The sequence below is a fragment of the Kitasatospora sp. NPDC101176 genome (assembly GCF_044768035.1).
Taxonomy (GTDB): Bacteria; Actinomycetota; Actinomycetes; order Streptomycetales; family Streptomycetaceae; genus Kitasatospora.
This window is the reverse complement of sequence record NZ_JBIWPA010000051.1, coordinates 1-25,958: the sequence shown is the minus strand read 5'-3', so window position 1 is coordinate 25,958 and position 25,958 is coordinate 1. Positions and strand designations below refer to the sequence as shown.

Annotated in this window: 23 protein-coding genes; 12 read left to right on the top strand and 11 right to left on the bottom strand. The window is 74.8% G+C overall.

Annotation, left to right across the window (positions count from 1 at the left end):
- Positions 1-175: 175 nt before the first annotated feature.
- The 3 genes from ACIRS1_RS37905 to ACIRS1_RS37895 all read right to left on the bottom strand — a co-directional run bounded on the left by ACIRS1_RS37905 (position 176) and on the right by ACIRS1_RS37895 (position 2,858).
- Positions 176-1,438, bottom strand: a complete 1,263-nt coding sequence (locus ACIRS1_RS37905; RefSeq protein WP_402847185.1) for an LCP family protein — start codon at positions 1,436-1,438, stop codon at positions 176-178.
- Positions 1,439-1,474: 36 nt separating this feature from the next.
- Positions 1,475-2,266: a TIGR03089 family protein gene (locus ACIRS1_RS37900; RefSeq protein ID WP_360221457.1), complete on the bottom strand. Its 792-nt coding sequence runs from the start codon at positions 2,264-2,266 to the stop codon at positions 1,475-1,477.
- A gap of 100 nt (positions 2,267-2,366) precedes the next feature.
- The gene (locus ACIRS1_RS37895) at positions 2,367-2,858 is read right to left on the bottom strand and encodes an SgcJ/EcaC family oxidoreductase (RefSeq protein WP_360221454.1); all 492 of its coding nucleotides are present in this window, start codon (positions 2,856-2,858) and stop codon (positions 2,367-2,369) included.
- Positions 2,859-2,911: 53 nt separating this feature from the next.
- On the opposite strand from ACIRS1_RS37895, the gene ACIRS1_RS37890 reads away from it, so the two are divergent.
- A complete protein-coding gene (locus ACIRS1_RS37890) occupies positions 2,912-3,829 on the top strand; it encodes a DNA-3-methyladenine glycosylase family protein (protein WP_402847183.1) in 918 nt (305 codons plus the stop codon).
- Positions 3,830-3,860: 31 nt separating this feature from the next.
- Here the strand turns inward: ACIRS1_RS37890 and ACIRS1_RS37885 are convergent, their stop codons facing one another.
- The 3 genes from ACIRS1_RS37885 to ACIRS1_RS37875 form a co-directional block, all read right to left on the bottom strand.
- Complete coding sequence (locus ACIRS1_RS37885; RefSeq protein ID WP_402847181.1) at positions 3,861-5,153, bottom strand: coenzyme F420-0:L-glutamate ligase; 1,293 nt, start codon at positions 5,151-5,153, stop codon at positions 3,861-3,863.
- Positions 5,150-6,109: a 2-phospho-L-lactate transferase gene (gene cofD / locus ACIRS1_RS37880; RefSeq protein ID WP_402847179.1), complete on the bottom strand. Its 960-nt coding sequence runs from the start codon at positions 6,107-6,109 to the stop codon at positions 5,150-5,152. The genes ACIRS1_RS37885 and cofD overlap by 4 nt, the downstream gene beginning before the upstream one ends.
- Before the next feature lie 84 nt (positions 6,110-6,193).
- On the bottom strand, positions 6,194-6,868 hold the full coding sequence (locus ACIRS1_RS37875; RefSeq protein ID WP_402847177.1) for a cysteine dioxygenase: 675 nt from the start codon (positions 6,866-6,868) through the stop codon (positions 6,194-6,196).
- 623 nt (positions 6,869-7,491) lie between these two features.
- Between ACIRS1_RS37875 and ACIRS1_RS37870 the strand changes: the two genes are divergently transcribed.
- From ACIRS1_RS37870 to ACIRS1_RS37860, 3 genes are all read left to right on the top strand, one after another.
- On the top strand, positions 7,492-7,764 hold the full coding sequence (locus ACIRS1_RS37870) for a WhiB family transcriptional regulator (RefSeq protein WP_063349134.1): 273 nt from the start codon (positions 7,492-7,494) through the stop codon (positions 7,762-7,764).
- 228 nt (positions 7,765-7,992) lie between these two features.
- The gene (locus tag ACIRS1_RS37865) at positions 7,993-11,859 is read left to right on the top strand and encodes a glycosyltransferase (RefSeq protein ID WP_402847175.1); all 3,867 of its coding nucleotides are present in this window, start codon (positions 7,993-7,995) and stop codon (positions 11,857-11,859) included.
- Between the two features lie 6 nt (positions 11,860-11,865).
- A complete protein-coding gene (locus ACIRS1_RS37860) occupies positions 11,866-13,569 on the top strand; it encodes a DUF5719 family protein (protein ID WP_402847173.1) in 1,704 nt (567 codons plus the stop codon).
- A gap of 65 nt (positions 13,570-13,634) precedes the next feature.
- Here ACIRS1_RS37860 and ACIRS1_RS37855 read toward each other — a convergent pair whose 3' ends face one another.
- A complete protein-coding gene (locus tag ACIRS1_RS37855) occupies positions 13,635-14,087 on the bottom strand; it encodes a metallopeptidase family protein (RefSeq protein WP_360221434.1) in 453 nt (150 codons plus the stop codon).
- 240 nt (positions 14,088-14,327) lie between these two features.
- On the opposite strand from ACIRS1_RS37855, the gene ACIRS1_RS37850 reads away from it, so the two are divergent.
- The 6 genes from ACIRS1_RS37850 to ahcY all read left to right on the top strand — a co-directional run bounded on the left by ACIRS1_RS37850 (position 14,328) and on the right by ahcY (position 20,758).
- Positions 14,328-14,693, top strand: coding sequence for a DUF3499 domain-containing protein (locus ACIRS1_RS37850; protein ID WP_360221431.1), 366 nt, complete (start codon positions 14,328-14,330; stop codon positions 14,691-14,693).
- Between the two features lie 166 nt (positions 14,694-14,859).
- Positions 14,860-16,245 carry a phosphomannomutase/phosphoglucomutase gene (locus ACIRS1_RS37845; protein ID WP_360221428.1) on the top strand — a complete coding sequence of 462 codons (1,386 nt, stop codon included), beginning with the start codon at positions 14,860-14,862 and terminating at the stop codon, positions 16,243-16,245.
- A 134-nt stretch (positions 16,246-16,379) separates the two neighbouring features.
- The gene (locus tag ACIRS1_RS37840) at positions 16,380-16,562 is read left to right on the top strand and encodes a Trm112 family protein (protein WP_218205801.1); all 183 of its coding nucleotides are present in this window, start codon (positions 16,380-16,382) and stop codon (positions 16,560-16,562) included.
- An 81-nt stretch (positions 16,563-16,643) separates the two neighbouring features.
- The gene (locus tag ACIRS1_RS37835) at positions 16,644-17,894 is read left to right on the top strand and encodes an SIS domain-containing protein (protein WP_402847169.1); all 1,251 of its coding nucleotides are present in this window, start codon (positions 16,644-16,646) and stop codon (positions 17,892-17,894) included.
- Positions 17,895-17,992: 98 nt separating this feature from the next.
- Positions 17,993-18,970, top strand: coding sequence for a cation diffusion facilitator family transporter (locus ACIRS1_RS37830; RefSeq protein ID WP_360221421.1), 978 nt, complete (start codon positions 17,993-17,995; stop codon positions 18,968-18,970).
- Between the two features lie 339 nt (positions 18,971-19,309).
- Complete coding sequence (gene ahcY / locus ACIRS1_RS37825; protein WP_360221418.1) at positions 19,310-20,758, top strand: adenosylhomocysteinase; 1,449 nt, start codon at positions 19,310-19,312, stop codon at positions 20,756-20,758.
- 115 nt (positions 20,759-20,873) lie between these two features.
- Here the strand turns inward: ahcY and ACIRS1_RS37820 are convergent, their stop codons facing one another.
- A complete protein-coding gene (locus tag ACIRS1_RS37820; RefSeq protein ID WP_402847167.1) occupies positions 20,874-21,962 on the bottom strand; it encodes a hypothetical protein in 1,089 nt (362 codons plus the stop codon).
- A complete protein-coding gene (locus ACIRS1_RS37815; RefSeq protein ID WP_402847165.1) occupies positions 21,959-22,471 on the bottom strand; it encodes a SigE family RNA polymerase sigma factor in 513 nt (170 codons plus the stop codon). The genes ACIRS1_RS37820 and ACIRS1_RS37815 overlap by 4 nt, the downstream gene beginning before the upstream one ends.
- Before the next feature lie 110 nt (positions 22,472-22,581).
- Between ACIRS1_RS37815 and ACIRS1_RS37810 the strand changes: the two genes are divergently transcribed.
- On the top strand, positions 22,582-23,217 hold the full coding sequence (locus ACIRS1_RS37810; protein WP_360221409.1) for a hypothetical protein: 636 nt from the start codon (positions 22,582-22,584) through the stop codon (positions 23,215-23,217).
- Positions 23,218-23,278: 61 nt separating this feature from the next.
- Here the strand turns inward: ACIRS1_RS37810 and ACIRS1_RS37805 are convergent, their stop codons facing one another.
- Positions 23,279-24,265, bottom strand: a complete 987-nt coding sequence (locus tag ACIRS1_RS37805; RefSeq protein ID WP_402847162.1) for an RDD family protein — start codon at positions 24,263-24,265, stop codon at positions 23,279-23,281.
- Positions 24,266-24,549: 284 nt separating this feature from the next.
- Between ACIRS1_RS37805 and ACIRS1_RS37800 the strand changes: the two genes are divergently transcribed.
- A complete protein-coding gene (locus ACIRS1_RS37800; RefSeq protein WP_402847160.1) occupies positions 24,550-25,554 on the top strand; it encodes a stage II sporulation protein M in 1,005 nt (334 codons plus the stop codon).
- Between the two features lie 166 nt (positions 25,555-25,720).
- Here the strand turns inward: ACIRS1_RS37800 and ACIRS1_RS37795 are convergent.
- A partial coding sequence (locus ACIRS1_RS37795) for a hypothetical protein (RefSeq protein ID WP_402847157.1) occupies positions 25,721-25,958 on the bottom strand: 238 nt, incomplete at its 5' end.

The window sequence follows — 25,958 nt, the reverse complement described above, 5'->3', positions numbered from 1 at the left end:
CGCGAGGGAGTCCAGATCAGGCGTCACAACCGATCTTTGGACTCCCTCGCTTCATGTCATGCGCGCCAGCGAGCCCTTGGCATCAATCATCTAGACGAGCCGAACGGGGGAATCGTTCCGGGTGTGACTTCCGTCATGGGGGAGTAATGGGAGGGCAAAGCCCGGCGGCGCCGCCTCAGTGCGGCGCGCAGGCGTCCGTGTCGGCCGTGCGCCCCTCGAAGGTGGGAGAGGCCACCGCCGAGGGTGACGCCGGGAGCGCGACCGCCCCGTCGGAGGCCGGGCCGGTCGCGCTCCCGGGGCCGGGCGTCGCGCCCGCCGCGGCGCCCGGCGAGGGCGCGGACGAGGCCGCGGACGCGGGCGGCCGGACGGCGACCGGCCGGTCGTCCCGCAGCGCGGTGAACAGCTGGGTGGTCTGCGGCTGGACGAACTCGTCCCGGTCCGAGTCGTACCGGTACGGGCGGCGCGGCGCGGTCAGGAACACCACGTCCGCCGACGGGATGCCGCGCAGGTCCTGGGTGAGGTCGTACAGCGCGCCGAGCGAGGACAGCCCGCCGTCGGCCTTGACCGAGGAGGTCGCCGCGTCCAGCAGCGGCCACAGCCGCGCCGGGTTCAGCAGCACGCCCTGCGACTGCACCTTGCGGATCAGCGCGGCCAGGAACTGCTGCTGACGGCCCATCCGCTGGGTGTCGCTGCCGTCGCCCAGGCTCTCCCGGGCGCGGACGTAGCCCAGTGCCTGCTCGCCGTGCAGGGTCTGCCGCCCGGCGGGCAGGTCGAGCTTGGCGTCCTTGTCGTGGATCGGCTGCGGGACGCACACCTCGACCCCGCCGATCGCGTCCACCATCGACTTGAAGCCGTGGAAGTCGAGGATCACGTAGTGGTCGATCCGGATGCCGCTCAGCTGCTCGACGGTGCGGATCGAACAGGCCGGGCCGCCCGTCTCGAACGCCCAGTTGAACTGCATCAGCCCGGCCCTGCTCCGGGTGCCGTCCGGCTTCTCGCAGGCGGGGACGGAGACCATGACGTCGCGCGGGATGGAGACGGCTGTCGCGTGCTTCCGGTCGGCGGCCAGGTGCAGCAGGATCGTGGTGTCCGAGCGCTGGGTGCCCTGCTCGCCGCCGTACGTGGCGTTGCTGCCGGAGCGGTCGTCGCTGCCGATCAGCAGGATGTTCTCGGCGCCCTTGGCGCCCGCCGTCCGGCTCGGCCGCTCGGCCTCCAGCCGGGCGAGGAGCCGGTCGGTGGCGGAGTCGGTCTGGATGTTGTCGTCCAGCTTGCGGTAGGCGATCCAGAGCAGCGCCCCGATGGCGACCAGCAGGAACGCGACGACGCCGGCGGTGATCATCAGCCACCGCCGGCGCCGTCGCGGGCGTCCGGGTCCGGACGCGGGGTCGCCCGGGGGAGGGGTGTCGGTCGGGGGGTGCGCGGTGTCGTCCTCGGCCATGGCAGGGATCCCTACCCGTCGGGCCGGGGCCGGGGGTTACCCGAGGCGCACTGTCACCCGTTCGGATTCGGTGCGCTTCTCCCACTGCTCGTCGCTCAGCGACTGCGAGTTGCGGCACAGCACCACCGAGGCGCCGGCCGCCAGCGGTGCCAGCAGGCCGGCCTCCAGGCCCGCCCAGTCGTCGAACGACAGCGTGGACAGCACCCGGTCGCCCGGCTGCAGCGCGAGGCGCGCCGCGCCCTCCCTGGCCAGCGCGACGGTCTGTTCGCCGGTCAGCTTCAGCGGCAGGCCGTCCACGGCCGTCTCCAGGGCCTGTCCGTCCGGGGCGACGGGGGAGTACGGCGCGAAGCGGTCCCCCTGGCCGGGCACCTCGGCGGCGTAGTCGAGGAAGCCGTCCGGGCGCTGCGGGAAGCGCCCGCCGAGCGGGCGCAGCGCCAGGGCGACGCGCTCGCCGGAGCAGGCCTGGGCCGCCGTCAGGCCGTCCGGGCCGCTGACCACCAGGTCGGCGGTGTCCGGCTCGCCGGCCGGCACCGCCGTCACCCCGACGGACCAGCAGGCGAGCAGCCAGACGGCGCTCTGCCAGTGGGCGGGCAACAGCAGGGCGGCCCGGTCGCCCGGGCCGGCGTTCAACTCGTCCTGGAGGAGGTTGGCGGTCTTGGCCACCCAGTTGTCGAAGGTCCGGGCGGACAGCTCCACCCGTTCACCGGTGGCGTCGTCGTAGAAGGTGACCAGCGGGGCCGCTGGGTCGACCGAGGGCGTGCCGCCGCGCAGGTATGCGTGCAGCAGCTCGACGGGGGTGCGGGCATCGGCAGCGAAAGGCGCAGTCATGGTGCGCCCCAGCCTACGGCCTTCGGGTGGGAGGCCGGGAGGGGTGTCGGACCCGCCGCGGGGCGCGCGGCGGGTGGCCGGTCTCCGCCCGCCGGGCCGGCTACCGGGGCCCGGGCCCGCGCCCGATCAGCGCGCGCAGTTCCGCCGTCAGGGCCGCCGCGAGGTCCGGCCGGTGGTCGTAGCGCGCCGGCGTGTTCTGCATCAGGGCGATCCGCCAGCCCGACCCGGCGTTCACCGCGATCACCGTCTGGACCGCGTTGAGCGCCGGGTCGAGGTCCTCCGCGTCGTCCGGCACCAGCCCCGTGACGGCGTCCAGCTGGGCGACGCCGGCCGCCAGCGCCCGGACCCGGCGCACCTCGGCGACGTACTCCGGCGTCGGGTGGTCCGCGAAGATCCGGCCGAGTTCGGCGGCGATCGCCGAGCGCCCGCGGTACCTCGTCCCGTCGTGCCCGATCAGCTCGCCGTCCTCGGCGAAGGGCCCGGCGGCGGCCGAGCCGTCCCGCAGGTTCCACCCCTCCAGCGCCCTGCGGTACAGCGCCCGCACCGCGTTCTCGTCCCCGGAGGGCAGCTCCGGCAGCCGCGTATCGTTCATATCCCCATGGTCGACGAAGGCGGTGGAGCCGGACAGCGGAGGAGGCGCGGGCGGTGACGGACGGGGCGGTGCGGCGCTGGCGGCCCGGGTTCCCGCTGGACGCGGCCCGGACCCTGCTGCCGCTGCGCCGGGGCCCCGCCGACCCGTCCTACCGGACCACCGGCGACGGCGCCGTCTGGCGGGCGTCGCGGACCCCGGCCGGGATCGGCACGCTGCGGGTGCTGGCGCGGCCCGGCGCCGGCGAGGTGGAGGCCACCGCCTGGGGCCCGGGCGCGCCGTGGCTGCTCGAGCGGCTGCCGGCCCTGCTCGGCGCGGAGGACGATCCGGAGGGCCTGGTGCTGCCGCCCGGGCCGCTACGGGACGTCCAGCGCCGCACCGCCGGTGTCCGGCTCACCCGGACGGGCCTGGTGCTGGAGTCGCTCGTCCCCGCGATCCTGGAGCAGAAGGTGACCACCGACGAGGCGTACCGCGCCTGGCGGGCCCTGCTGCGGGACTTCGGCAGTCCGGCCCCGGGCCCGGCGGAGGGGATGCGCGTGGCGCCGTCGGCCCGTGAGTGGGCGCTGGTGCCGAGCTGGGAGTGGCACCGCGCCGGGGTGGACCCGAAGCGCTCGGCGACGGTCGTGCGGGCCGTCCGGCTGGCGCCCCGGCTGGAGGAGGCCTCCGCGATGGGGCACGCCGAGGCCTTCGCCCGCCTCACCGCCGTCCCGGGCGTCGGCGTCTGGACGGCGGCGGAGACCCTGCAGCGCAGCAACGGCGACCCGGACGCGGTGTCGGTCGGCGACTTCCACCTGCCGAACCTGGTCGGCTGGGCGCTGGCCGGCCGCCCCCGCAGCGACGACGGCCAGATGCTCGCCCTGCTGGAGCCGTACCGCCCGCACCGCCACCGGGTCTGCCGCCTCCTGCTGGCCGCCGGCGCCCGCGCCCCCCGTTACGGCCCCCGGCTCGCCCCCGAGGACCACCGCGGTCGCTGAGCACCACCGCGGACCCGGGGTCGCCGAGCGGCTACCGCACCTCGATGAAGGCGTCGGCGGCGCGCTCGGGGCGGTCCCGGGGCGGTTCGGCGGGGCGGCCGACGGCGACGGCGCCCATCGGGTCCCAGCCGTCGGGGAGGCCGAGGGCGGCGCGCACGGTGTCGCGGCAGAACATGGTGGAGGAGACCCAGGCGGTGCCGTAGCCCTCGCCGGTGAGGGCGACCAGCAGGTTCTGGACGGCGGCACCGAGGGCGACGGTGAACATCTCCCGCTCGGCGGTGGCGCGCCGCGGGTCGGGGTAGTCGTGAGAGCCGTCCATGACCAGGCAGGGCACGACCAGGTACGGCGCGTCGCGCAGCACGTCGCCGCGGGCGGTGCGGCGGGCGATCCTGGCGTCGTCCCAGCCGTCGAGGTCGCGCAGGTCGCGCTGCCAGGCGGCGAGCATCGCGTCGAGCAGCCGGGTGCGGGTGCCGGCGGACTCCAGCAGCACGAACCGCCACGGCGTGGTGTGGTGCGGGGCGGGCGCGGTGACGGCGGCGGCGACGGCGCGCCGGACGGCGGCGGGGTCGACCGGCTCGGGGGTGAAGGCGCGGACGGTGCGCCGCAGGGTGACGGCCCGGCGCAGCGCCTCGGAGGTGCCGAGCCGGAACATGTCGTCGGCGGCGGGCCGCACCAGCGGCCGGGTGCCCTCGCCGTCCTCGACGGTGACGAGGTGGCCGAGTCCGCGGACGACGGCGACCGGCACCCCGTCGGCCTTGCCCTTCACCAGGTCGCCGGCGGCGGCGAGTTCGTCGGCGGTCGCGGTGACGGTGAGGGTCAGTTCGTTGCCGTGGCTGTCGGTGCGGCCGCGGTGGTCCGCCAGGACGGACATCCCGGCGGCGCCGACGGCGACGTCGGTGAGCCCGTTGCGCCAGGGCCGGCCGAAGGTGTCGGTGACGAGGACGGCGAGCCGGCGGCCGGTGAGCCGCCGGAGCCCGGCGCGCAGCGCGCGGGCGGAGGCGTCGGGGTCCTCGGGCAGCAGCAGGACGGTGCCGGGGGCGGTGTTGGAGGCGTCGACGCCGGCGGCGGCCATGACGAAGCCGTTGCGGTTCTCGACGATCCGGGCCGGGCCGCGCCGGGCGACCACCCGGACGGTCTCGGCGTCGATCGCCGCCTCCCGGTCGGCGGCGTGCAGCAGCCGGCCCTCGGCCTTGCTGACGATCTTCGAGGTGACCAGCAGGATGTCGCCGTCCTCGTAGTCGGCGGCCTTGGCGAGCAGCGCGGCGAGGTCGTCCCCGGCGGCGACCTCCGGGAGCCCCTCGACCGGGAGGATCCGCACCGTCACTTCCGCACCTGCTCCGCGAGGTCCAGCGCGGCCCGCGCCATCGCGGCGGTGGCCTCGACGTCGGTCATCAGCAGCGGGACGGCGCGGCAGGCGATCCCGGCGGCCTCGACGGCGGCCACCGCGCCCTCGTCGGCGGTGTCGACGAGCCAGCCGTCGATCAGCCCGGATCCGTAGTTCAGGGCGACGGCCTCGGCGGTGGCCTCGACGCCGACGGCGGCGAGCACCTTGTCGGCCATGCCCCGCACCGGGGCGCCGCCGATGATCGGGGAGAGCCCGACCACGGGCGCCGGGGCGGCGGCGACGGCCTCCCGGATGCCGGGGACGGCGAGGATGGTGCCGATGGAGACGACCGGGTTGGACGGCGGGAGGAGGATGACGTCGGCGGCGGCGAGGGCCTCCAGGACGCCGGGCGCCGGCTTGGCGGTGTCCGCGCCGACCGGGATGATCGCCTCGGCGTCCACGGCGGCGTGCAGCTTGACCCAGTACTCCTGGAAGTGGACCGCCCGGGTGCCCCGCTCGTCGGTGATCCGCACGTGGGTCTCGACCCGGTCGTCGCTCATCGGCAGCAGTCGCACCCCGGGCTTCCAGCGCACGCAGAGGGCCTCGGTGACCTGGCTGAGGCTGTACCCGGCGGTGAGCATCTGGCTGCGCACGAGGTGGGTGGCGAAGTCGCGGTCGCCGAGCCCGAACCACTCGGGGCCGACGCCGTACTCCTTCATCTCGGCCTTGATCGACCAGGTCTCGTCGGTGCGGCCCCAGCCCTGTTCCTCGTTGATGCCACCGCCGAGGGTGTACATCACGGTGTCGAGGTCGGGGCAGACCTTGAGCCCGTAGAGGTGGATGTCGTCCCCGGTGTTGCCGATGACGGTGATCTCGTCCTGCGGGCCGACCGCCGCGAGGAGTCCGCGCAGGAAGCGCGCCCCGCCGATTCCGCCTGCCAGTGCCACGATGCGCATGCGCCCATCCTGCCACGGCCCGACGTCCCGTCAGCCGGGCCGCGGGCGGTGCGGCGGCGGGCCGACGGGAGGTCGGGCGGTCGGTCAGTGGGCCTCGGCCTGGGTGTGCGGGTGCTGCTCGGGGACGGCGGCGGCGCCGTACTGGGTCATCTCGGTGAGGCCCGGGGAGTAGAGGTGGATGGAGACGGCGGGTTCGAGCGCGCCGTTGACGACCTCGTGCAGGTAGCCGGGGGAGAAGACCCGCTGCCCGCCGGGGCGCAGGGTGCGGGCGACCGCGCCGCCGTGGGCACCCCCGGCGGCCTGCTGGGGGAGGGTGAGGGAGCGCTCGATCAGCTCGCCCCGGACGACGGTCATCACGCCGGAGGACTCGCCGTGGTCGTGGAAGCCGCTGCTCTGGCCGGGCAGCCAGCTGAGCAGCCAGACCTCGTAGCCGGGGCCGGTCTCCAGCCGGGCGTACCAGCGGGTGAGGGCGTCGTAGCGGACGAGGGGTTCCCAGCGGTCGCGGTCGGCGGCGATCTCGCGGACCAGCCGGGCGTACTCGGCGACGGTGGTGGGGTGCTCCGGCAGGTCGGTGCGGGCCAGGTGCGGGAAGGCGAGCGGGTCGCCGGCGATGGAGACGTCGCTGAGGCCGTCGTCCCAGCCGGAGGTGCGGCGGTCGGCAGGGTGGTCGGTGGGGCGGGTGGCGGCGGGCGCGACGAGGCCTCGGCGGGCGAGCTTGTTGCGGTCGCGGTTCCGCTTGCGGATGCGGGTCATGCGCACGGGAGTCGTCCTCGGAGTGGCGGCTGGTTCGTCAGGGATCAGCCGGATCCGGGATGTCCTGGGGCGGGAATCGCGGGCGGCCTCTGTGCTTCCTGGGGGCGGCGCGCGGTGGGACGCGGGCGCCTAGATACAGCAGGAGCAGAGGCGACAACAGGAGTTCACGGCACGACGGAGCGTGGAACCGCTCCGGGGGCTGGTGAACTCTGACATGGAGGAAAGGAGACCGCATCGGCGGCGCCGGTGTCAAACCGGAGTATGGGGCGTTCAGGTGGGTTAGGTCCTGATCTTTCCCGGATGGGGTGATTAATCACTGTCTATGTTTCGATGGGAAGATCGCCGGGAAGGCAGGGCGATGACCGGCCTGTGATGGTGACCGAGCGTCACTCGGCCGATGGTTGCGAATGGTTCGATGATGTCCGGGGCTTTCGGGCAGAACGTCCGATGTGTCCGGATATGTACACTATTCGTAACGGCTTGGTGCCGGGGAGTGAATCCTGGCCCCAATACCAGAGCTCGGCTTGACTGGGCCAGAGTGACGCAACTGTAATTTCACTCGTGTCGTCGGCCGCACGAGGCAACGGCAACCACGGGGACGCCAAGTAGGGGCAGAGGAGGCGCGCCACATGAGCGAGCTCTTTGAGCTGTTGATCGGTGACGGCATCGCGGAGGAAGAGGAGGAACTCGGCTGGCAGGAGCGCGCGTTGTGCGCCCAGACCGACCCCGAGTCCTTCTTCCCCGAGAAGGGCGGCTCCACCCGCGAGGCCAAGAAGGTCTGCCTCGCCTGCGAGGTCCGCTCGGAATGCCTGGAGTACGCGCTCGCCAATGACGAGCGCTTCGGCATCTGGGGCGGTCTCTCCGAGCGCGAGCGCCGGCGGCTCAAGAAGAGCGCGGTCTGACCGGGTCGCCCCAGGGCCCCGTCAAGCCTCCGACAACCGCACAGCAGTACGGGCGCCTCACCGCGGTGGTGGGGCGCTTTCGTGTTCCCGGGCCCGGGCCCGCCCGGCCCTTCACCGCTTCCGCACCGGCACCGCGGACGAACCCGCCACCCGGAGCCGTTAGTGTGGTGCGCCATCCGGTTGCCGTTCACCGGCTGTGTCCACCGAGAACTGGGGCCCGCGCACTCGATGACCGTCTACAGCCACCAGAGCGGCTTCACCGCTGCCAGGCCGCCCGCCTACCCGCGCCACCTGGTCACCGCGGTGATCGTCTCGCACGACGGCGCCCGCTGGCTGCCGCAGGCCCTCGCCGGCCTGCTCGGCCAGGACCGCCAGGTCCAGCGGGTCCTCGCGGTCGACACCGGATCCACCGACAACTCCCCGCAGCTGCTCGCCGACACCCTCGCCGACTGGCTGCCGGAGAGCGGCCCGGTGATCCTCGGCCGCCGGGCGGGCTTCGGCACCGCCGTCGCCGAGGCCGTCTTCAACAGCCCGCCGCTGCGCCCCGAGGACCTCCCGTACCGGCTCGACCCGTCCGGCTACGACCCGGTCACCGGCGGCTGGGACGACTTCGGCGACCCGCTCGCCCAGGAGGACGACCTCGGCCGCGGCGGCCCGCGCGAGACCCAGCCGATCGAATGGCTCTGGCTGCTGCACGACGACTGCGAGCCGCAGACCGACGCGCTGCGCCGGCTCCTGCAGGTCGCCGACTCCACCCCCAGCGCCGCCGTCGTCGGCCCCAAGCTGCGCAGCTGGTACGACCGCCGGCAGCTGCTCGAGGTCGGCGTCACCATCGCCCACTCCGGCCGCCGCTGGACCGGGCTCGACCGCCGCGAGCAGGACCAGGGCCAGCACGACCAGGTCCGTCCGGTGCTCGCCGTCTCCAGCGCCGGCATGCTGGTGCGCCGCGACGTCTTCGAGGAGCTCGGCGGCTTCGACAAGGCGCTGCCGCTGATGCGCGACGACGCCGACTTCTGCTGGCGGGTCAACGCCGCCGGCCACCGCGTGGTGGTCGCCCCCGACGCCGTGCTGCGGCACGCCGAGGCGGCCAGCCGCGAACGCCGCGCCATCGACTGCGGCCCCTCCCACCCGCACCGGGTGGACAAGGCCGGCGCCGTCTACACCCTGCTCGCCAACTGCAAGGGCGCGCTCTTCCCCTACGTCCTGCTGCGGATGGTGCTCGGCACCCTGCTGCGGGCCGTCACCAACCTGCTCGGCAAGGACCCTCGGCAGGCCTTCGACGAGCTCGCCGGCCTCGGCCACGAGCTCGTCCGCCTCCCGAGGCTGCTGGCCGCCCGCAAGCGGCGCGCCCGGACCCGGGCCGCCGACGCCCTCGACGACCGCACGCTGTTCCCGCCGCCCGGCGCCACCACCCGGCTCGCCATCGAGGGCGTCATCGGGTCGCTCGGCATAGGGGGCGGCGACGACACCGGCGGCCGGCACGGCTCGGTCGAGGCCGGGCCCGGCGACGAGGACGCCGAGGACCTGGTCGTCGAGCAGTTCACGCTGGTCAAGAAGCTGGCCCGGCGCCCGGCGCCGGTCCTGTTCGCGGCCCTGCTGGTGTTCGCCCTGGTCGCCTGCCGCAGCCTGTTCGGCAGCGGCGAGCTGTTCGGCGGCGCCCTGCTCCCCGCCACGGACGGTGCGAGCGGCCTCTGGTCGATGTACGCGGACGCCTGGCACCCCGTCGGCACCGGCTCCACCGCCGCCGCACCGCCGTACCTCGGCGTGCTCGCGGTGCTGTCCTGGACGCTGTTCGGCCACGCCGACCTCGCGCTCACCGCGCTGATCGTGCTCACCGTTCCGCTGGCCGCCGTCAGCGCCTACCTGGTGTCCCGGCCGCTGCTGGACTCCAAGCTGGTCCGCGCCTGGGCCAGCGCCACCTACGCGCTGCTGCCGGCCGCCACCGGCGCGCTCGCCCAGGGCCGGATCGGCACCGCCGTCCTCGCCGTCCTGCTGCCGCCGCTGGCCCGCGCCGCGGCGATCGCGGCCGGCCTCGGCATCCGCGACGAGAGCGCCGCCAAGGGCGCCCGCCCGGGCTGGCGGCCGGTCTGGATGACCGTCCTGCTGCTCTCCCTCGCCACCGCCTTCGTCCCGCTGACCTGGGCGCTCGCGGTGCCGCTCTGCCTGGCGACGCTGGTCGTCGCCGTGCTGCGCGGTGGGGCCTTCGGCTCCGGCGGTGCCGCGCTGCGCCTGCTCGGCCTGCGCGTCCTGGTGATCCTCGCGGTGCCGGTCGGGGTGCTCGCGCCCTGGTCGCTCACGGTGCTGTCGCACCCGCAGTCGCTGCTGCTGGAGGCCGGTCTGCCGGGCCTGCACGGCGCCGGTGCGAGCGCGGTCGGCCTGCTGCTGGTCAACCCGGGCGGTGCCGGCGTGCCGCCGGTGTGGCTGTCGGCCGGTGTGGTGCTCGCCGCGCTCGCCGCGCTGCTGCGCGCCGACCGCCGCCGCGCGGTGCTGGCCGCCTGGGGTGCGGCCGGTGCCGGACTGCTCTTCGCGGTCGCGGTGGCCGGCACCTCGGTGACCCCGGCCTCCGGCGGCCCGGCCGTGCCCGCCTGGGCCGGCCCGGCCTCGCTGATCGCCGGGATCGCCCTGCTGGCCGCCGCCGCGATCGGTGCCGACGGCGCCAACGCGCGCGTGGCCGGGATCGCCTTCGGCTGGCGCCAGCCGGTGGCCGCGCTGGTGGTGGCCACCGCCGTGCTGGCCCCGCTGGGCACCGGTCTGTGGTGGGCGCTCACCGGCGCCGGCGGGCCGCTGCAGCGCGCCGCGGCCGGTCAGGTGCCCGCGTTCATCGCCGAGGAGGCCGGTACCTCCGACCGGGCCCGCACCCTCGTGGTCACCGGGGACCCGGCCGGCGGCGCCGTCCGCTACACCGTGGTCCGCGGCGCCGGCCTGACGCTCGGCCAGGCCGAGTCCACCGTCGACCCGGCGACCGGTACCCAGGCCGGCCTGAACAAGATGGTCGGCAGCCTGCTGGCCGGCTCCGGCGCCGACCAGGCCAGCGCACTGGCCGCCTACGGCATCGCCTACGTGCTGGTCGAGCAGCCGGTCATCGGCACCTACAAGGACGTCCTGGACACCACCCCCGGCCTGGTCAAGGCCAACCAGGACGGCGACTCCGCGCTCTGGCAGATCAACGGCGCCCCCGGGGTCCGCGCGGTGATCACCGCGCCGGGCGCCGCCCCGGTGGTCGTCCCCGCCGGGGTCCGCGACCTGGCGACGACGGTGCCGGCCGGCCCCGACGGCCGGGTGCTGCGGCTCGCCGAGTCCGCCGCCCCCGAGTGGCGGGCCACCCTGGACGGCACCGCGCTGGAGGCCGTCACGGTGGACGGCTGGGCGCAGGGCTTCAAGCTCCCGGCCGGCGGCGGCAAGCTGGCCGTCACCCGGGCGAACGGCTTCCTGCACACCGGCTGGATCTGGGCCCAGGTGCTGCTCGGCCTCACCGTCCTGGTGCTCGCCCTGCCCGGCCGCCGCAGCCACAAGGACGACGACCTGCCCGAGGAGGTGGTGGCCGCCGCCGCGCTGGCCGCCGCGGCCCAGGCGCAGGCGCCCGCCCCCGGCAGCCGCCGGGCCCGCCGGATGGCCGAGCGCGAGGGCGGCGAGGGCGGCGGGGACGGCTCCGACGAGGCCGGGGTCTACGAGGGCCGGCCGGGCGGCGTCCCGGCGCAGCCGGCCGGCGACCCGGTGACCGGGGCGGTCCAGGCGGCCGCCGCCGTCCAGGACGCCGAGCCGTACGCCGACCCGTACCAGACGTACCAGCAGGCCGACCCGTACAGCTACGACCAGTACGCGGCCCAGCAGCCGGTGTCCGCGCCGTACGGCGGCCAGGGCGAGTGGGAGTACCCGCAGTCGGAGGCCGGGGCGGGCTACCCGCAGCAGGCGTACCCGCAGCAGGGCTACGAGCAGCCGTACCAGCAGGACCAGCAGTACGGCTACGAGGCCTACCCGCAGACGGAGCACCAGCAGCCGTGGGTGCCGGGGCAGCCGCCGGCCGAGCCCTACTACGACCCGAACGACCCCAACGGCACGGGCCGGTACCCGCACCAGCACGGATCGGGGAGCTGACCCGCGATGAAGAAGCCCGCATTCAGGAAGAAGTCCGGGGCCGAGGCCCCCGACGCGGCCGGGCCCACCGAGGCCGAGCGGCCGGGGTACGCCCCGGAGGAGGCGTCGTCCGGCCGGCCCGCCGCCCGCTCCGGCGGCACCAGGACCACGCCGTCCCTGCTGGCCGCGGCCGTCGTGCTGGCGGCGGTCCTCGGGATCGCCGAGGCCCGCCCGCCGGCCGCCCCGGCGAAGGCCGACGGCGGTGTCGTCCCGAGCACCGCGCAGGTCGAACGGACGTCGGCGGTCTGCCCGCAGCCGCTCCAGGGCCTGACCGGCTCGACCACCCTGACCGCCTACACGCCGCCGGGCACGGGCGGCGCCACCACCGGTGCCGGCTGGCTCTCCGACGCCGCCGCGCCCGCCACCGCGCCGACCACCGCACCCGCGGCCACGCCGGCGCCGACCGGCTCGGCCACCCCGGCCCCCACCGGTTCGGGCGCCCCCGCGGACAAGGGCGGCGCACCCTCCGACGCCCGGCTGACCCTGGCCAAGCCGGGCACCCCGGCCACCGGCCCGGCCGCCAACGGCGACGCCGCCCCGGGCACCGGGGCCGTCGCCAACGGCGCCCTCGCCCCCGGGTTCACCGTCACCCAGACCACCGTGGTCACCGAGCAGCGCGGCCTCGGCCTGTCCGGCCTCACCTGCACCCCGGCCGGGACGGGCTTCTGGTTCGCCGGCGCCAGCACGGCCGGCGACCGGGTCGACTACGTCAGCCTGGTGAACACCGAGGCCGCCGCCGCCGTGGTCGACATCAAGCTGTACGGCGACAAGGGCCTGATCGACAACGACGCCGCCAACGGCATCACCGTCGCCCCCGGCAGCTCGCAGTCGGTGCTGCTGTCCACCCTCACCAAGGGCGCCGTCGGCGACCTCGCGGTGCACGTGGTCGTGCGCAGCGGGCGGCTCGGCGCGGCGCTGCACGCCGCCGACGGGAACAAGGGCGCCGACTGGATCCCGGCCTCGGCCGACCCGGCCGCCACCCAGGTCATGCCCGGCCTGCCCGCCGACGCGTCCGCGGCCCGCCTGGTGGTCTGGGCGCCGCCGGAGGACGACGCCGACCTGAAGATCCAGCTCTCCGGCAAGAACGGCTGGTTCACCCCGGCCGGCAACGAGACCATCCACGTCAAGGCGGGCATGGTGGCCGCCGTCGACCTGGGGAAGGTCACCCGCGACGAGGTCGCCGGGCTGCGGCTGTCGCCGACCGACGACAAGCACCCCACCCCGGTCGTGGCCGGCCTGCGGGTCGACCGGGCCGGGGGCAACGGCAAGAGCGACGCGGCCTGGCTCACCGGCAGCGCCCCGGTCGGTGCCCGCGCCACCGTCGCCGACAACCGGGCGGGCGCCTCGACGCTGTTCCTGACCTCCACCGGCGACGCCACCACCGTCCGGGTCACCGCCTCGGCCGGCTCCGGCGGCGGCACCCCGGCGACCAAGGAGGTGCAGCTGCCGGCCGGCGGCACGGTCGCCCTCCCGGCGCCCGAGCCCGCCGGGCTGAACGGCACCTTCGCGCTCACCGTGGAGACCGTCTCCGGCGGCCCGGTGACGGCCGCCCGGATGCTCTCGCTGCCCGCCAAGGACGTGCCGATGTTCACCGTCCAGGCGCTGCGCGACGACCGCAGCACCGTCAAGGTCCCGCAGGCCGCCCAGGATCCGGGCGTCGTGCTGCGCTGAACCGCCGACGGGGGCGGTGCCCGGGTCCTCCGGGCACCGCCCCCGTCCGCACGGCCGCGCGGGGCTCAGTCCTCGTCGTAGCGCGGGTCGATGGCGTCCGGCGACAGCCCCAGCAGCTCGGCCACCTGCTCGATCAGGATCTCGTGCACCAGCGCCGCGCGGTCCTCCCGCGTCTTGGCCCGGATCTCCACCGGCCGCCGGTAGACCACGATCTGGCTCTTGCGCCCCTGCTTGCCCGGCGACACCCGCCCCAGCGGCACGCCGTCCTCGGTCTCGGCCGCGTCGGGCTCGTGCAGCGGCACCTCCTGGACGGCGAACTCCACCTCGATCAGCTGCGGCCAACGCCGTTCGAGACGCTCCACCGACTCGCGCACGTAGTCGTCGAACAGTTCGGAGCGGGTGAGCGAGATCGGCACCTGCGGCGGCGCCAGCGGGCCGCGCAGCCCCCTGCCGTGCCGGTCGCGGTGCCGGGGACGGCGCGAGGGTCCCGTCGATGACTGCGGTGCAGAGCTGTCCATATCACTGCCGAGGGTAGTCCTTGGACGGTCGGAAGTGGACTACTCCGGCGGGGAAACGCCCGGGGCGGCGGGCGCACACCCGAGCGGGCGGGGCGATCGGAGCGCGGGAGGGGCGTGCCGCGCACCGTGCCCGCCGCGCGCGGCGAGGGGCTGTCAGGGGGTGCCCGGACCGCGACACGGCACACCCACCGGGCAGGCGGTCTTCGCTCCCCGGCGGGGAGTGCGGTACCGTCCACCCTCGTGAGCTCTGTACGTCGTTGTTCGCGGACCGCGTGCGGCCGGCCGGCCGTCGCGACGCTGACGTACGTCTACGCGGATTCCACCGCCGTCCTGGGCCCGCTCGCCACCTACGCCGAACCGCACTGCTACGACCTGTGCGCCGAGCACGCCGAGCGGCTCACCGCCCCGCGCGGCTGGGAGGTCGTCCGGCTCGCCGCCGAGGCCGGGCCGCTGCGCCGCAGCAGCGACGACCTGGAGGCGCTGGCCAACGCCGTCCGCGAGGCCGCCCGCCCGCAGACCCCCCGTCAGGGCCGCTCGCCCGAGGGCGATTCCACCGAGGCCGGCCGCCGTGGCCACCTCCGGGTGCTGCGCTCCCCGGACAACTGACGCCTCGCCCCGCGCCGGGCGCTCCACCGGCCCGGGTACGCTGCCGGTCTACCGTCACCGCGTCCCGTCGACCGAACGGGCGGTGACCCCGACGTATCGTGACCGTGTGCGGCCAGCCGCCGATCACACGGACACCGACCAGTACAGAGACCAGGGTGGAGCCGCAGTGCGCGACCTCAAGCAGCTCGTGAAGGCGTACGACGTCCGAGGCGTCGTCCCGGACCAGTGGGACGAGCACCTGTCCCGCGCCTTCGGCGCCGCGTTCGTGCAGGTCACCGGCGCGTCCGCGATCGTGGTCGGCCACGACATGCGGCCCTCCTCCCCGTCGCTCAGCCGGGCCTTCGCCGAGGGCGCGGCCGCCTACGGCGCCGACGTGGTCCAGATCGGCCTCTGCTCGACCGACCAGCTCTACTACGCCAGCGGCAAGCTCGACCTGCCCGGCGCGATGTTCACCGCCAGCCACAACCCGGCCCAGTACAACGGCATCAAGCTGTGCCGCGCCGGCGCCGCCCCGGTGGGCCAGGACACCGGCCTCTCCGAGATCCGCGAGCTGGTCGAGTCCTGGACCGCCGAGGACGACACCGTCACCGTGCCCGTCGTGGACGTCAAGCCCGGCGCGCTCTCCGAGCAGGACACCCTGCGCGGCTACGCCGACCACCTGCTCGGCCTGGTCGACCTCACCGCGATCCGCCCGCTCAAGGTCGCCGTCGACGCGGGCAACGGCATGGGCGGCCACACCGTGCCGACCGTCTTCGCCGGCCTGCCGATCGACCTCGTCCCGATGTACTTCGAGCTGGACGGCACCTTCCCCAACCACGAGGCCAACCCGCTCGACCCGAAGAACATCGTCGACCTCCAGGCCCGGGTCCGCGAGGTCGGTGCCGACATCGGCCTGGCCTTCGACGGCGACGCCGACCGCTGCTTCGTCGTCGACGAGCGCGGCGAGCCGGTCTCCCCGTCCGCCATCACCGCGCTGGTCGCCGCCCGCGAGATCGCCCGCGCCCAGGCCGCCGGCGAGGCCGAGCCGACGATCATCCACAACCTGATCACCTCCTGGACCGTCCCCGAGGTGGTCCGCGAGCTCGGCGCCACCCCGGTGCGCACCCGGGTCGGCCACTCCTTCATCAAGCAGGAGATGGCCGTCACCGACGCCGTCTTCGGCGGCGAGCACTCCGCGCACTACTACTTCCGCGACTTCTGGCGCGCCGACACCGGCATGCTGGCCGCCCTGCACGTGCTGGCCGCGCTCGGCGGACAGGACGGCACGCTGTCCGCGCTCACCGCCGAGTACGACCGGTACGCCGCCTCCGGCGAGATCAACAGCACCGTCGCCGACCAGGCCGCCAGCACCGCCGCCGTCCGCGCCGCCTACGCCGGCCTGGAGGGCACCACCGTCGACGAGCTGGACGGCCTCACCGTGGCCGGCCCGGACTGGTGGTTCAACCTGCGAGCCTCCAACACCGAGCCGCTGCTGCGCCTCAACGTCGAGGCCAAGGACCCGGCCCGGATGGCCGAGCTGCGCGACGGCGTGCTCGCCGTCGTCCGCGGCTGAGCCCCGCGCCCGCGCCCCGCGCCCCGGTACGGCCGGGGCCCGTGCCCGGTGCCCCGGCCGGTAGGGTTGCCTATCGGCCGGGGCACCGCCGCGCCACCCCCCGACTTACCGGCTTCTGACCCTTGGAGAGCCCCATGAAGCTCGAATCCTTCCTGCTGGAGATCCTGGTCTGCCCGCAGTGCCGGGCCGCGCTCACCGAGGGCGGCACCGAGGAGCAGCCCGAGCTGGTCTGCACCGGGACGGACTGCGGGCTCGCCTACCCCGTCCGCGACGGCATTCCGGTCCTGCTGGTGGACGAGGCCCGCCGCCCGGCGTGATCCTGGGGGCGAAGCCCCACCCCGCCAGCCCCAGAGCTCCCCGCCCAGCGCGGCACAGGACAGCAGCCGGAGGCCCGCCGCATGCTCGACGACACCCTGCTCGACGACCCGGCCGCCCTCCAGCGCGCCGACCGCGACCGCGCCCTGCTGGCCCTGGCCGGCTCCGGCGCGCGGGTGCGCACCGCGCTGCGGCTGGCCGACGCGGCCGGGCTGGACCGGCTGCGCCCGGACGGCCGCCCGCGCGCCGTCCTGGTCGCCGGCCACGGCAGCGCCCTGACCGCGGCCGAGATCCTGGCCGCGCTGGCCGGCCACGCCAGCCTGATCACCCCGCTGCCGCCGACCGAGGCGGCCGCCCCGCGCGGCGACCGGGCCGGCGGCCCGCCCGCCTTCACCGCCGGGCTCGGCTGGCAGCTGCCCGGCTGGGCCGGCCCGCTCGACCTGCTGGTGGTCAGCTCCGCGGACGGCGGCGAGCCCGGCCTGGTCAGCCTCGCCGAGCAGGCCTACGCGCGCGGCTGCGCCGTCGTGGTCACCGCCCCGGCGGGCAGCCCGCTGGCCGAGGCCGCCCTGCAGGTGCGGGCGCTGCCGCTGCCGTACGTGACCGGCGGGTCCGCCGAGGACGAGACCCCGGCCGGGGCCGCCGCAGAGCCGGACCTCCCCGCCGAGGACCCGGCCGCGCTCTGGTCCCACCTCACCCCGCTGCTGGCGCTCGCCCAGAAGGTCGGCATCACCCAGCTGCCGTACGACGCGCTGCCGGCCGTCGCCGACCTGCTGGACGCGACGGCCGTCCGCTGCCGCCCCGACGCCGCCGCGTACACCAACCCGGCGAAGGGCCTGGCCGCACGGCTGGCCGGGACCGTCCCGCTGCTGTGGGCCGACGGCCCGATCGCGGGGGCGGCCGCCGCCCGGTTCGCCGCCCAGCTGGCCGACCGGGCCGGCCGCCCGGCGCTGGCCGGCCTGCTGCCGCAGACGCTCACCGCCCACCGCGGCATGTTCACCGGCCAGTTGGGTGCCGGCGCGGACCCGGACGACTTCTTCCGCGACCGGGTCGACGAGCCGGACCCGCTGCACCTGCAGGTCCTGCTGCTGCGGCACGCCCCCGGCGCGGCCGGCGGCGCGGACGACGCGGCGGACGGCCCGGTCGAGGTGCCGGAGGACGACCCGGGACCGCGCAGCTTCGGCGTCAGCCGGGCGCACCGGCTGGCCGGCGCCCACGACGTCCGGCTGACCGAGTACGCGAGCACCCGGCCGGACGCCCTGCACGCGCTCGCCGACCTGATCGCGCTGACCGACTTCGCGGCCGTCTACCTGGGGCTGGCCGCCGCCCAGTCCTGAGACGCGGGGCCCGCCGCCCCGGCCGGCCGGTACGGTAAGCGCTCGACGACACCCCGACAGCGCGGCACGGCCGGCTTCACCCGCGGAGGACCCCGAGCATGAGTACCGAAGGCGGCACCAAGGCACTGGTCGCGGCACTGTCCGCGAACCTGGCGATCGCGGCGGCCAAGTTCGCGGCCTTCGGCTTCACCGGCTCCTCGTCGATGCTGGCCGAGGGCGTGCACTCGGTGGCCGACTCGGGCAACCAGGTGCTGCTGCTGATCGGCGGCAAGCGGGCGCGCCGGGAGGCCGACGAGGCCCACCCGTTCGGGTACGGCCGCGAGCGCTACATCTACGGCTTTCTGGTGGCGATCGTCCTCTTCACCGTCGGTGGCCTCTTCGCCATCTACGAGGGCTGGCACAAGGTCAGCCACCCCGAGGCGCTGGACTCCTGGGGCTGGGCGGTCGGCGTGCTGCTCTTCGCCATCGTCATGGAGGGCTGGTCCTTCCTGACCGCGATGCGCGAGTCGGTGAAGGCCAAGGGCGGCCAGGGCTGGGTGCAGTTCATCCGCACCGCCAAGGCCCCCGAGCTGCCCGTGGTGCTGCTGGAGGACACCGGCGCGCTGATCGGCCTGGTGCTGGCCCTGATCGGCGTGTCGCTCACCGTCGTCACCGGGGACGGCGTCTGGGACGGCGTCGGCACCCTGTGCATCGGCGTCCTGCTGGTGGTGATCGCCGTGGTGCTCGCGCTGGAGACCAAGTCGCTGCTGCTCGGCGAGTCCGCCGACCGGGAGTCGGTGCAGCGGATCCGCGAGGCGCTGGTGGACGGCGAGGCCGTCACCGGGGTGATCCACATGCGGACCCTGCACCTCGGCCCCGAGGAGCTGCTGGTCGCCGCCAAGATCGCCGTCAACGCGGAGGACAGCGCCGCCCGGGTGGCGGCCGCGATCGACGAGGCCGAGGTGCGGGTCCGGGCGGCCGTCCCGATCGCCCGGGTGATCTACCTGGAGCCCGACGTCTACAGCGCCGAGAAGGCCGCCGCGGGCGAGGACCCGGCGGCGACCCCGGGCGGGCCGGGGCCCGCGCCCGCGCACTGACGCGCCCGGCCCCCGGGGTTGGGGTCGCGCTTGAGGACCGATCGCATCCGGGGCCGAAAACGGTCATCGCAGGACGGCCGACGGGGCCACCGGTGTAGATTCGTCACCAGAGCCAGAACGTCGCTGCTGATGGCGGTCGATCGGCGGTCCGCACCCGTAGGGTGTGCCCCGGTCGAGGGAGAGAGGTCCTCCGACGGTTTGTGCTGCGCAGCAGGGAACCGGTCCACCACCACGTGACCCGGCCACCCGGCGTAGCCGTGCACCCGTACGGCCCCGCCGCGCCGCGACGGCACACCAGGACCTTGGCCATGCCCCACCCCATCAGCGAGGAGCAGACGCATGTCGACCGACATCACCGGTGACTTCAAGGTCGCCGACCTTTCCCTGGCGCCGTTCGGCCGCAAGGAGATCCAGCTGGCCGAGCACGAGATGCCCGGCCTGATGTCCATCCGCGCCGAGTACGCGCAGTCCCAGCCGCTGGCCGGCGCCCGCATCACCGGCTCGCTGCACATGACCGTGCAGACCGCCGTCCTGATCGAGACCCTGACGGCGCTGGGCGCCGAGGTCCGCTGGTGCTCCTGCAACATCTTCTCCACCCAGGACCACGCGGCCGCCGCCATCGCCGTCGGCCCCGAGGGCACCCCGGAGAACCCGCAGGGCGTGCCGGTCTTCGCCTGGAAGGGCGAGACCCTGGAGGAGTACTGGTGGTGCACCGAGCAGGCGCTGACCTGGCCTGACGGCCAGACCCCGAACATGATCCTGGACGACGGCGGCGACGCCACCCTGCTGATCCACAAGGGCGTCGAGTTCGAGAAGGCCGGCGCCGCGCCGGACCCGTCCACCGCGGACAACGACGAGTTCCGGATCATCCTGGAGCTGCTCAACCGCACCCTCAAGGACACCCCGAACAAGTGGACCGAGGTCGCCGCCACCATCAAGGGCGTGACCGAGGAGACCACCACCGGCGTCCACCGCCTGTACGAGATGCACCGCGACGGCAAGCTGCTGTTCCCGGCGATCAACGTCAACGACTCGGTCACCAAGTCGAAGTTCGACAACAAGTACGGCTGCCGCCACTCGCTCATCGACGGCATCAACCGCGCCACCGACGTCCTGATCGGCGGCAAGGTCGCGGTCGTCTGCGGCTACGGCGACGTCGGCAAGGGCTGCGCCGAGTCGCTGCGCGGCCAGGGCGCCCGCGTCATCGTCACCGAGATCGACCCGATCTGCGCGCTCCAGGCGGCGATGGACGGCTACCAGGTCGCCACCCTGGAGGACGTCGTCGAGACGGCCGACATCTTCATCACGACCACGGGCAACAAGGACATCATCCTGGCCTCCCACATGGCGCGGATGAAGCACCAGGCCATCGTCGGCAACATCGGCCACTTCGACAACGAGATCGACATGGCCGGCCTGGCCCAGCTGCCGGGTGTCGTCAAGACCGAGGTCAAGCCGCAGGTCCACGAGTGGCGCAAGGCCGACGGCCGCACCATCATCGTGCTCTCCGAGGGCCGCCTGCTGAACCTGGGCAACGCGACCGGCCACCCGTCGTTCGTGATGTCCAACTCCTTCGCCAACCAGACGATCGCCCAGATCGAGCTGTTCACGAAGACCGCGCAGTACCCGATCGGCGTCTACGTGCTGCCGAAGCACCTGGACGAGAAGGTCGCCCGCCTGCACCTCGACGCGCTGGGCGTGAAGCTGACCACCCTGACCCAGGAGCAGGCCGACTACATCGGCGTCCCGGTCGAGGGCCCGTACAAGGCGGAGCAGTACCGCTACTGATGCGGTGACGCCGCTTGCCGATGCGGTGACGCCGCCGCGGCGGCGGGCTGGTACGCCGGTGGCCGGCACCCCGGGCGGGGTGCCGGCCACCGGCGTTCGCGCGGCCGTCCGCGGCTCAGGGGACGATGACGTCGGAGGTCCAGCTGCTCCGGTCGGGGCCGAGCGGCGTGGTGTGGGCGAGCATCCAGTCGAGGCCGCCGAGCTGTTCCAGGGAGGCGGGCATGCCCGCCCCGGCGCTGACGGAGACCTCCACGCCGTTCCGCACGGCGACCAGCGGCGGGTTCGGGTCGGTGAACGGGGAGCCGTCCGTGCTGGTGTAGCTCGCGTGGGGCCCGTCCGGGCGCAGGGAGACCGAGACGTTCCTGCCGTCGACCTGGAACATCACCCACAGGGCCCAGGCGCCCACGCCGTCGGTGTCCGGCTGCGAGAGCAGGACGTCGGTGGCCTTGAACGCCTCCGGCAGACCGGTGAACCGCACCGGCAGCGGGACGTTCCAGTGGCCGAACCCGACGTCCCGGGCGGCCCGGTGGAGGATCTCCTCGGTGACGTCCCCGGCCTTGCCGCCGTAACCCGTGATCTCCGCCCAGCGCCCGGAGGCCGTCAGCCAGCGCAGCGTGGGCTGCGGGGAGACACCGGGCCGGGGCCGGCCGGGGACGACCCAGTAGGCCGTGCGCCCGTCGATCGGCTCGGCGTCGACCCTGGCGAGCGCCTCGCCGACGGAGTTCGTCATCAGCGGCTCCTCGCCGGGCCCGTACTGCGAGAGCAGGATGCGCGGGGCGTCCTCGCCGATGCCGCGGGCCTGGGCGGAGATCCCGTGGTAGCCGGTCTCGTAGCCGATGCCCCGCTCGCCGCCGGCCCAGTCGGGCAGCCAGCCGAAGTGGACCTCGGTGGTCAGCGGGTCGACGCCGACCGGGGTCGGTGCGGCGGACGGCGAGGGAGACGCGGACGGGGAGGGCGAACCGGTCGCCGTGGGGGCGGCCGGTGCCGGTGTGCTGGCGGAGCCGCCCCCCGGGGCCACCAGCGCGGTGGTCGTGATCACCGCGGCGGTCACGACGGCGACGGCGCCGACCGCGACGAGCCGGCGGCGGCGCAGCCGGGCGGCGCCCTCGGCGGCGGACCGGCCGGCGTCGAAGCGCGCCGGCGGTGCGGGCCCGTCGGCGAGTGCCGCCAGCCGAGCGGTCAGGTCGTGCTCCTCGGTGGTCATGGCGTCCTCTCGGCGATGGCGGGACGGGGTGAGAGGGTGCCGCGCAGGGTGCCCAGCGCGCGGGAGCTCTGGCTCTTGACGTTCCCGGACGAGCAGCCCAGGGCCTCGGCGGCCTGCTCGATCGACAGGTCGCAGTAGTAGCGGAGCACCACCGTGGCCCGTTGCCGGGGCGGGAGGGCGGCCAGCGCCTGGCGCAGGTCCAGCGAGGCGTCCAGGTCGACGCCGCCGGCCGCCGTGTCCGGGTCGGGCTCCGAGCGGACGGTGCGGCGCCACCAGGAGGAGCGCTGCTCGGCCAGGAACGTGTTCACCAGCACCCGGCGGGCGTAGCCGTCCCGGTTCTCCATCCGGGCGGCCCGCGCCCAGTTCACGTACAGCTTGGTGATCGTCTCCTGGACCAGGTCGTCGGCCCGGTGCCAGTCCCCGCACAGCAGATAGGCGACCTTCCGCAGCCAGCCGCTCCTGGAGGCCACGTACTCCGTGAACTCCTCGTCGCGCGTCTGCTTCGCCATCTGCACCCCCTCTCGTCAGGTCGGCGGCACCGGCCCGGTGCCGCCCACACCTCTAATGCGCGGGTCACCGGAGAACGTTGCACGCGACCTGCGCACGTAGGCTTTCGGGCATGCCCAACGGCCGTTACTCGCTCCACGACACCCACGACCACGTGCTGCTCGGCGAGGAGCGCTTCAGCTGCGCCCCCGGCGCGGCCGGGTGGCGCTACGTCTCCAAGACCTACGCGCCGGACGGCCGGGTCCTCGGGGGCCTCGACCTCACCCTGGACTCGCGGGCCAGGCCGCTGCGGATGGAGGTCAGGGCCGGCGGCTGGCAGGTGCGCGGCGGCGCGGTCGACGGCGTCGCCTGGGTCCGCACCGACGCGGCCGACCCGGGCGGCGAGCACGCCGTGGAGGGGCACGACCGGGCCCACGGGTTCACCGGCAGCTCGCCGGCCTTCCTCGTCGCCACCGCCCGGCTGCTGAGGCTGCGGGAGGGGGCGAGCGCACGGGTGCGGCTGGTCGCCTTCACCGACCCGGTGCTGGCGCCGCGCACCTTCGACCAGGGGTGGCTGCTGGAGGGCGTCGACACGCACGCGACGGACTCGGGGCCGCTGCTGGTCGAGCGGTACCAGGTGGCGGACCTGGAGACCGGGGAACAGCAGGTCGTGCACCTCGCCGGGGACGTGGTGCTGGCGGCGGGCGGGATCGAACTGGAGGAGCTGGCGTCGCCGCCGAACGCCTGGCCGCTGGAGTTCGGGGAGTAGGGGGCGGCCGGCCCGTGCGGGAGGGCGCGGGTCGGCCGGGCTCCGGTGGCCTCGGGCGGTGTCAGGCGGGTGGGGCGAATCCGGTGCCGGCGGGGGGTTCGGCCGGTGCGGCGGGCTTCTCGAACGAGGGGGCGGCGGGTGCGGGCGCCGGAGTCGGCGCGGGTGCGGGCGCGGGTGCCGTCGGAACGCCGAGGACGCGGAGCGGTCGGCCGTCCTGGGCGGTCGGCTGGTGGGCCTGCGCCGGCGCGTGCGGGGGAACGGGCGCCGCGGCGGCGGCAGTGCGCCACTGCTCCTGGGCCCGCGACCACTCCCGCCGCTGGCGTTCGGTGAGCACGGCGCCCAGGTAGGCGGCCGGGTGCAGGCCCGGGGCCACCGGGAGACCGGTCCGGTCGGCTACGTCGTCGGCCAGTCCGGTGGCCATCCGCAGTGCCACGGACCTGTCCAACTGGCCTATGCGGCCGAGCAGTTGGCGGACGGCCAGCCAGAGCGGCTCCGGCACCGCGGAGAGGTCCATCGCGACCAGCTCGCGCCCCATCGACTGCAGCAGGTGCGGGTGCACCGGCGGCAGCGGGGACGCCGCGGCGCCGCCGGGAGTGCGCTCGCGGACCACGACCGTCCCGGCGAAGACGTCGCCCAGCCGTCGGCCGTCCGCGTTCACCATCGAGGCGATCACCGCCGGAACCCCCGTCAGGGCGATCAGCTCCATGAAACCGACCAGTCCCCGCACCAACGAGTGCCGGAACCGCACCGGGCCGCCGTCGCTGCGCACCACCCGCAGGCCGAGCGCCGCCTTGCCGAGCGAACGGCCGTGGCTGAGGGTCTCGACCATCACGGGCACGGCCACCAGGAAGAACACCAGCAGCCCGAGCAGGAGGGCGGCCAGTGCCGCGCCGTCCAGACCGATCAGGGTGATGCTCAGCACGAGCGAGACCAGCAGCAGAGCGGCGAACTCCACGACCAGGTCGAGCACGATCGCCAGCGCCCGGCTCGGAAGCTTCGCCGTCTGCAGGTCGAGGACGACCGCCTCACCCGTCACCAGGTCGCTCAAGACACCTGTCCGTTCACACTCGTGGAGCCCGTGCGGCTCCCTCGTGGAGATCGCCGCGAGCGGCGTGGCCGGGGGAGGGACGACAGCGGACCGGCCCCCACGACCCGCTCTCCGCAGCCTGGTCCGCAGCCGCCAACATACGGCGCGCGGCGGGCGCACGGGAAGTGAGATCCCGGGGGCCGGGACCCCCGTGGCTGCTGGCATGCTGGGCCGCACGTGTCCGTACGTACCCGCCCGCCCGCGACCGCGCCCCTCGTGGCCACCGCCGACCAAGGAGCCGCCGAATGGACCTGGACGTCTTCGTCGCCACCCACCAGCGGGAGTGGGCCCGGCTGGACGCCCTCGCCCGACGGCGCCGGCTCACCGGCGAGGAGACCGACGAACTGGTCACCCTCTACCAGCGCGCCACCGGGCACCTCGCGAAGGTCCAGGCCGCCGCGCCGGACCCCGCGCTGCTGAGCCGGCTGACCGGACTGGTCTCGCGGGCCCGCAGCGCGGTCACCGGTTCGCGCAGCAGCGGCTGGCACGACGTCGCCCGCTACTACGCGGTCAGCTTCCCGGCCGCGCTGTACCGCGCGCGCCGCTGGTGGCTGCCGGTGGCCGTCGTCTCGCTGCTCGCCACCGCGCTGCTCGCCTGGTGGATGGCCACCCACCCCGAGGTGCGCAACAGCCTCATCGCCCCCGACCAGCTGCGGGAGATGACCCGCCCCGGCGGCCAGTACGAGGCGTACTACTCGGACCGCCCGGCGAGTTCCTTCGCCGCCCAGGTCTGGACGAACAACGCCTGGATCGCCGTGCAGTGCCTGCTGTTCGGGATCGCCCTCGGGCTCCCGGTGCTCTGGGTGATGTGGACCAACGTGGTCAACCTCGGCATCGGCATCGGCCTGATGGCCTCCGCCGGCCGCCTCGACGTCTTCCTCGGGCTGCTCGTTCCGCACGGCCTGCTGGAACTCACCGCGGTCTTCGTGGCCGGAGGTCTCGGCCTGCGCCTGGGCTGGACGGTCGTCGACCCCGGCCCGCGGAGCCGCGGAACGGCCCTGGCCGAACAGGGCCGCGTCATCATCGGCATGTCGATCGGACTCGCGACGGTGCTCGCCGTCTCCGGCGTCCTCGAAGCCTTCGTGACGCCCTCCGGCCTGCCGACCTGGGCACGCATCTCCATCGGCGTGCTGGCCGAGGTGGCATTCCTCCTCTATGCACTGGTGCTCGGTCGAAGGGCCGCCCGGTCCGGCGAGGTCGGAGACCTGGACGCGGCCGACAGCGCGGACCTGCAGCCCGTCGCGGCGTGAGGCGATGTGATCCACAGGCCTCTGACCTGCTACTCTTCTCGCATCCCAGCCGAACCATTGACGTGGTCGGGGTGGGCTAGTAGGTTTGAACGGTTGGGACTGACTGGACAACGGTCGGGCCCGGGCGTTAGTGTCTACGACACCGCCGAATCGAGGCGAGCGCGTTTCACGAAATGCGCGCCCTCCGACGAAGCAAATCCCACGGACTGAGCAAGCCGAAAGCTTTGATAAGCTTCGGAGCGAAGTTTGCAGGAAATCCCACCAGCGGGAATTCAGAAAAACGAAGCCGGTAAGAAACGGCCGCGAGGATCTGATAAGCTGGGAACACGAAAGAACGAAGCGCCCGGAGGGCCTGCTGGAAGGCAGACCGAAGGAAGTGTCCGTTCCTTGAGAACTCAACAGCG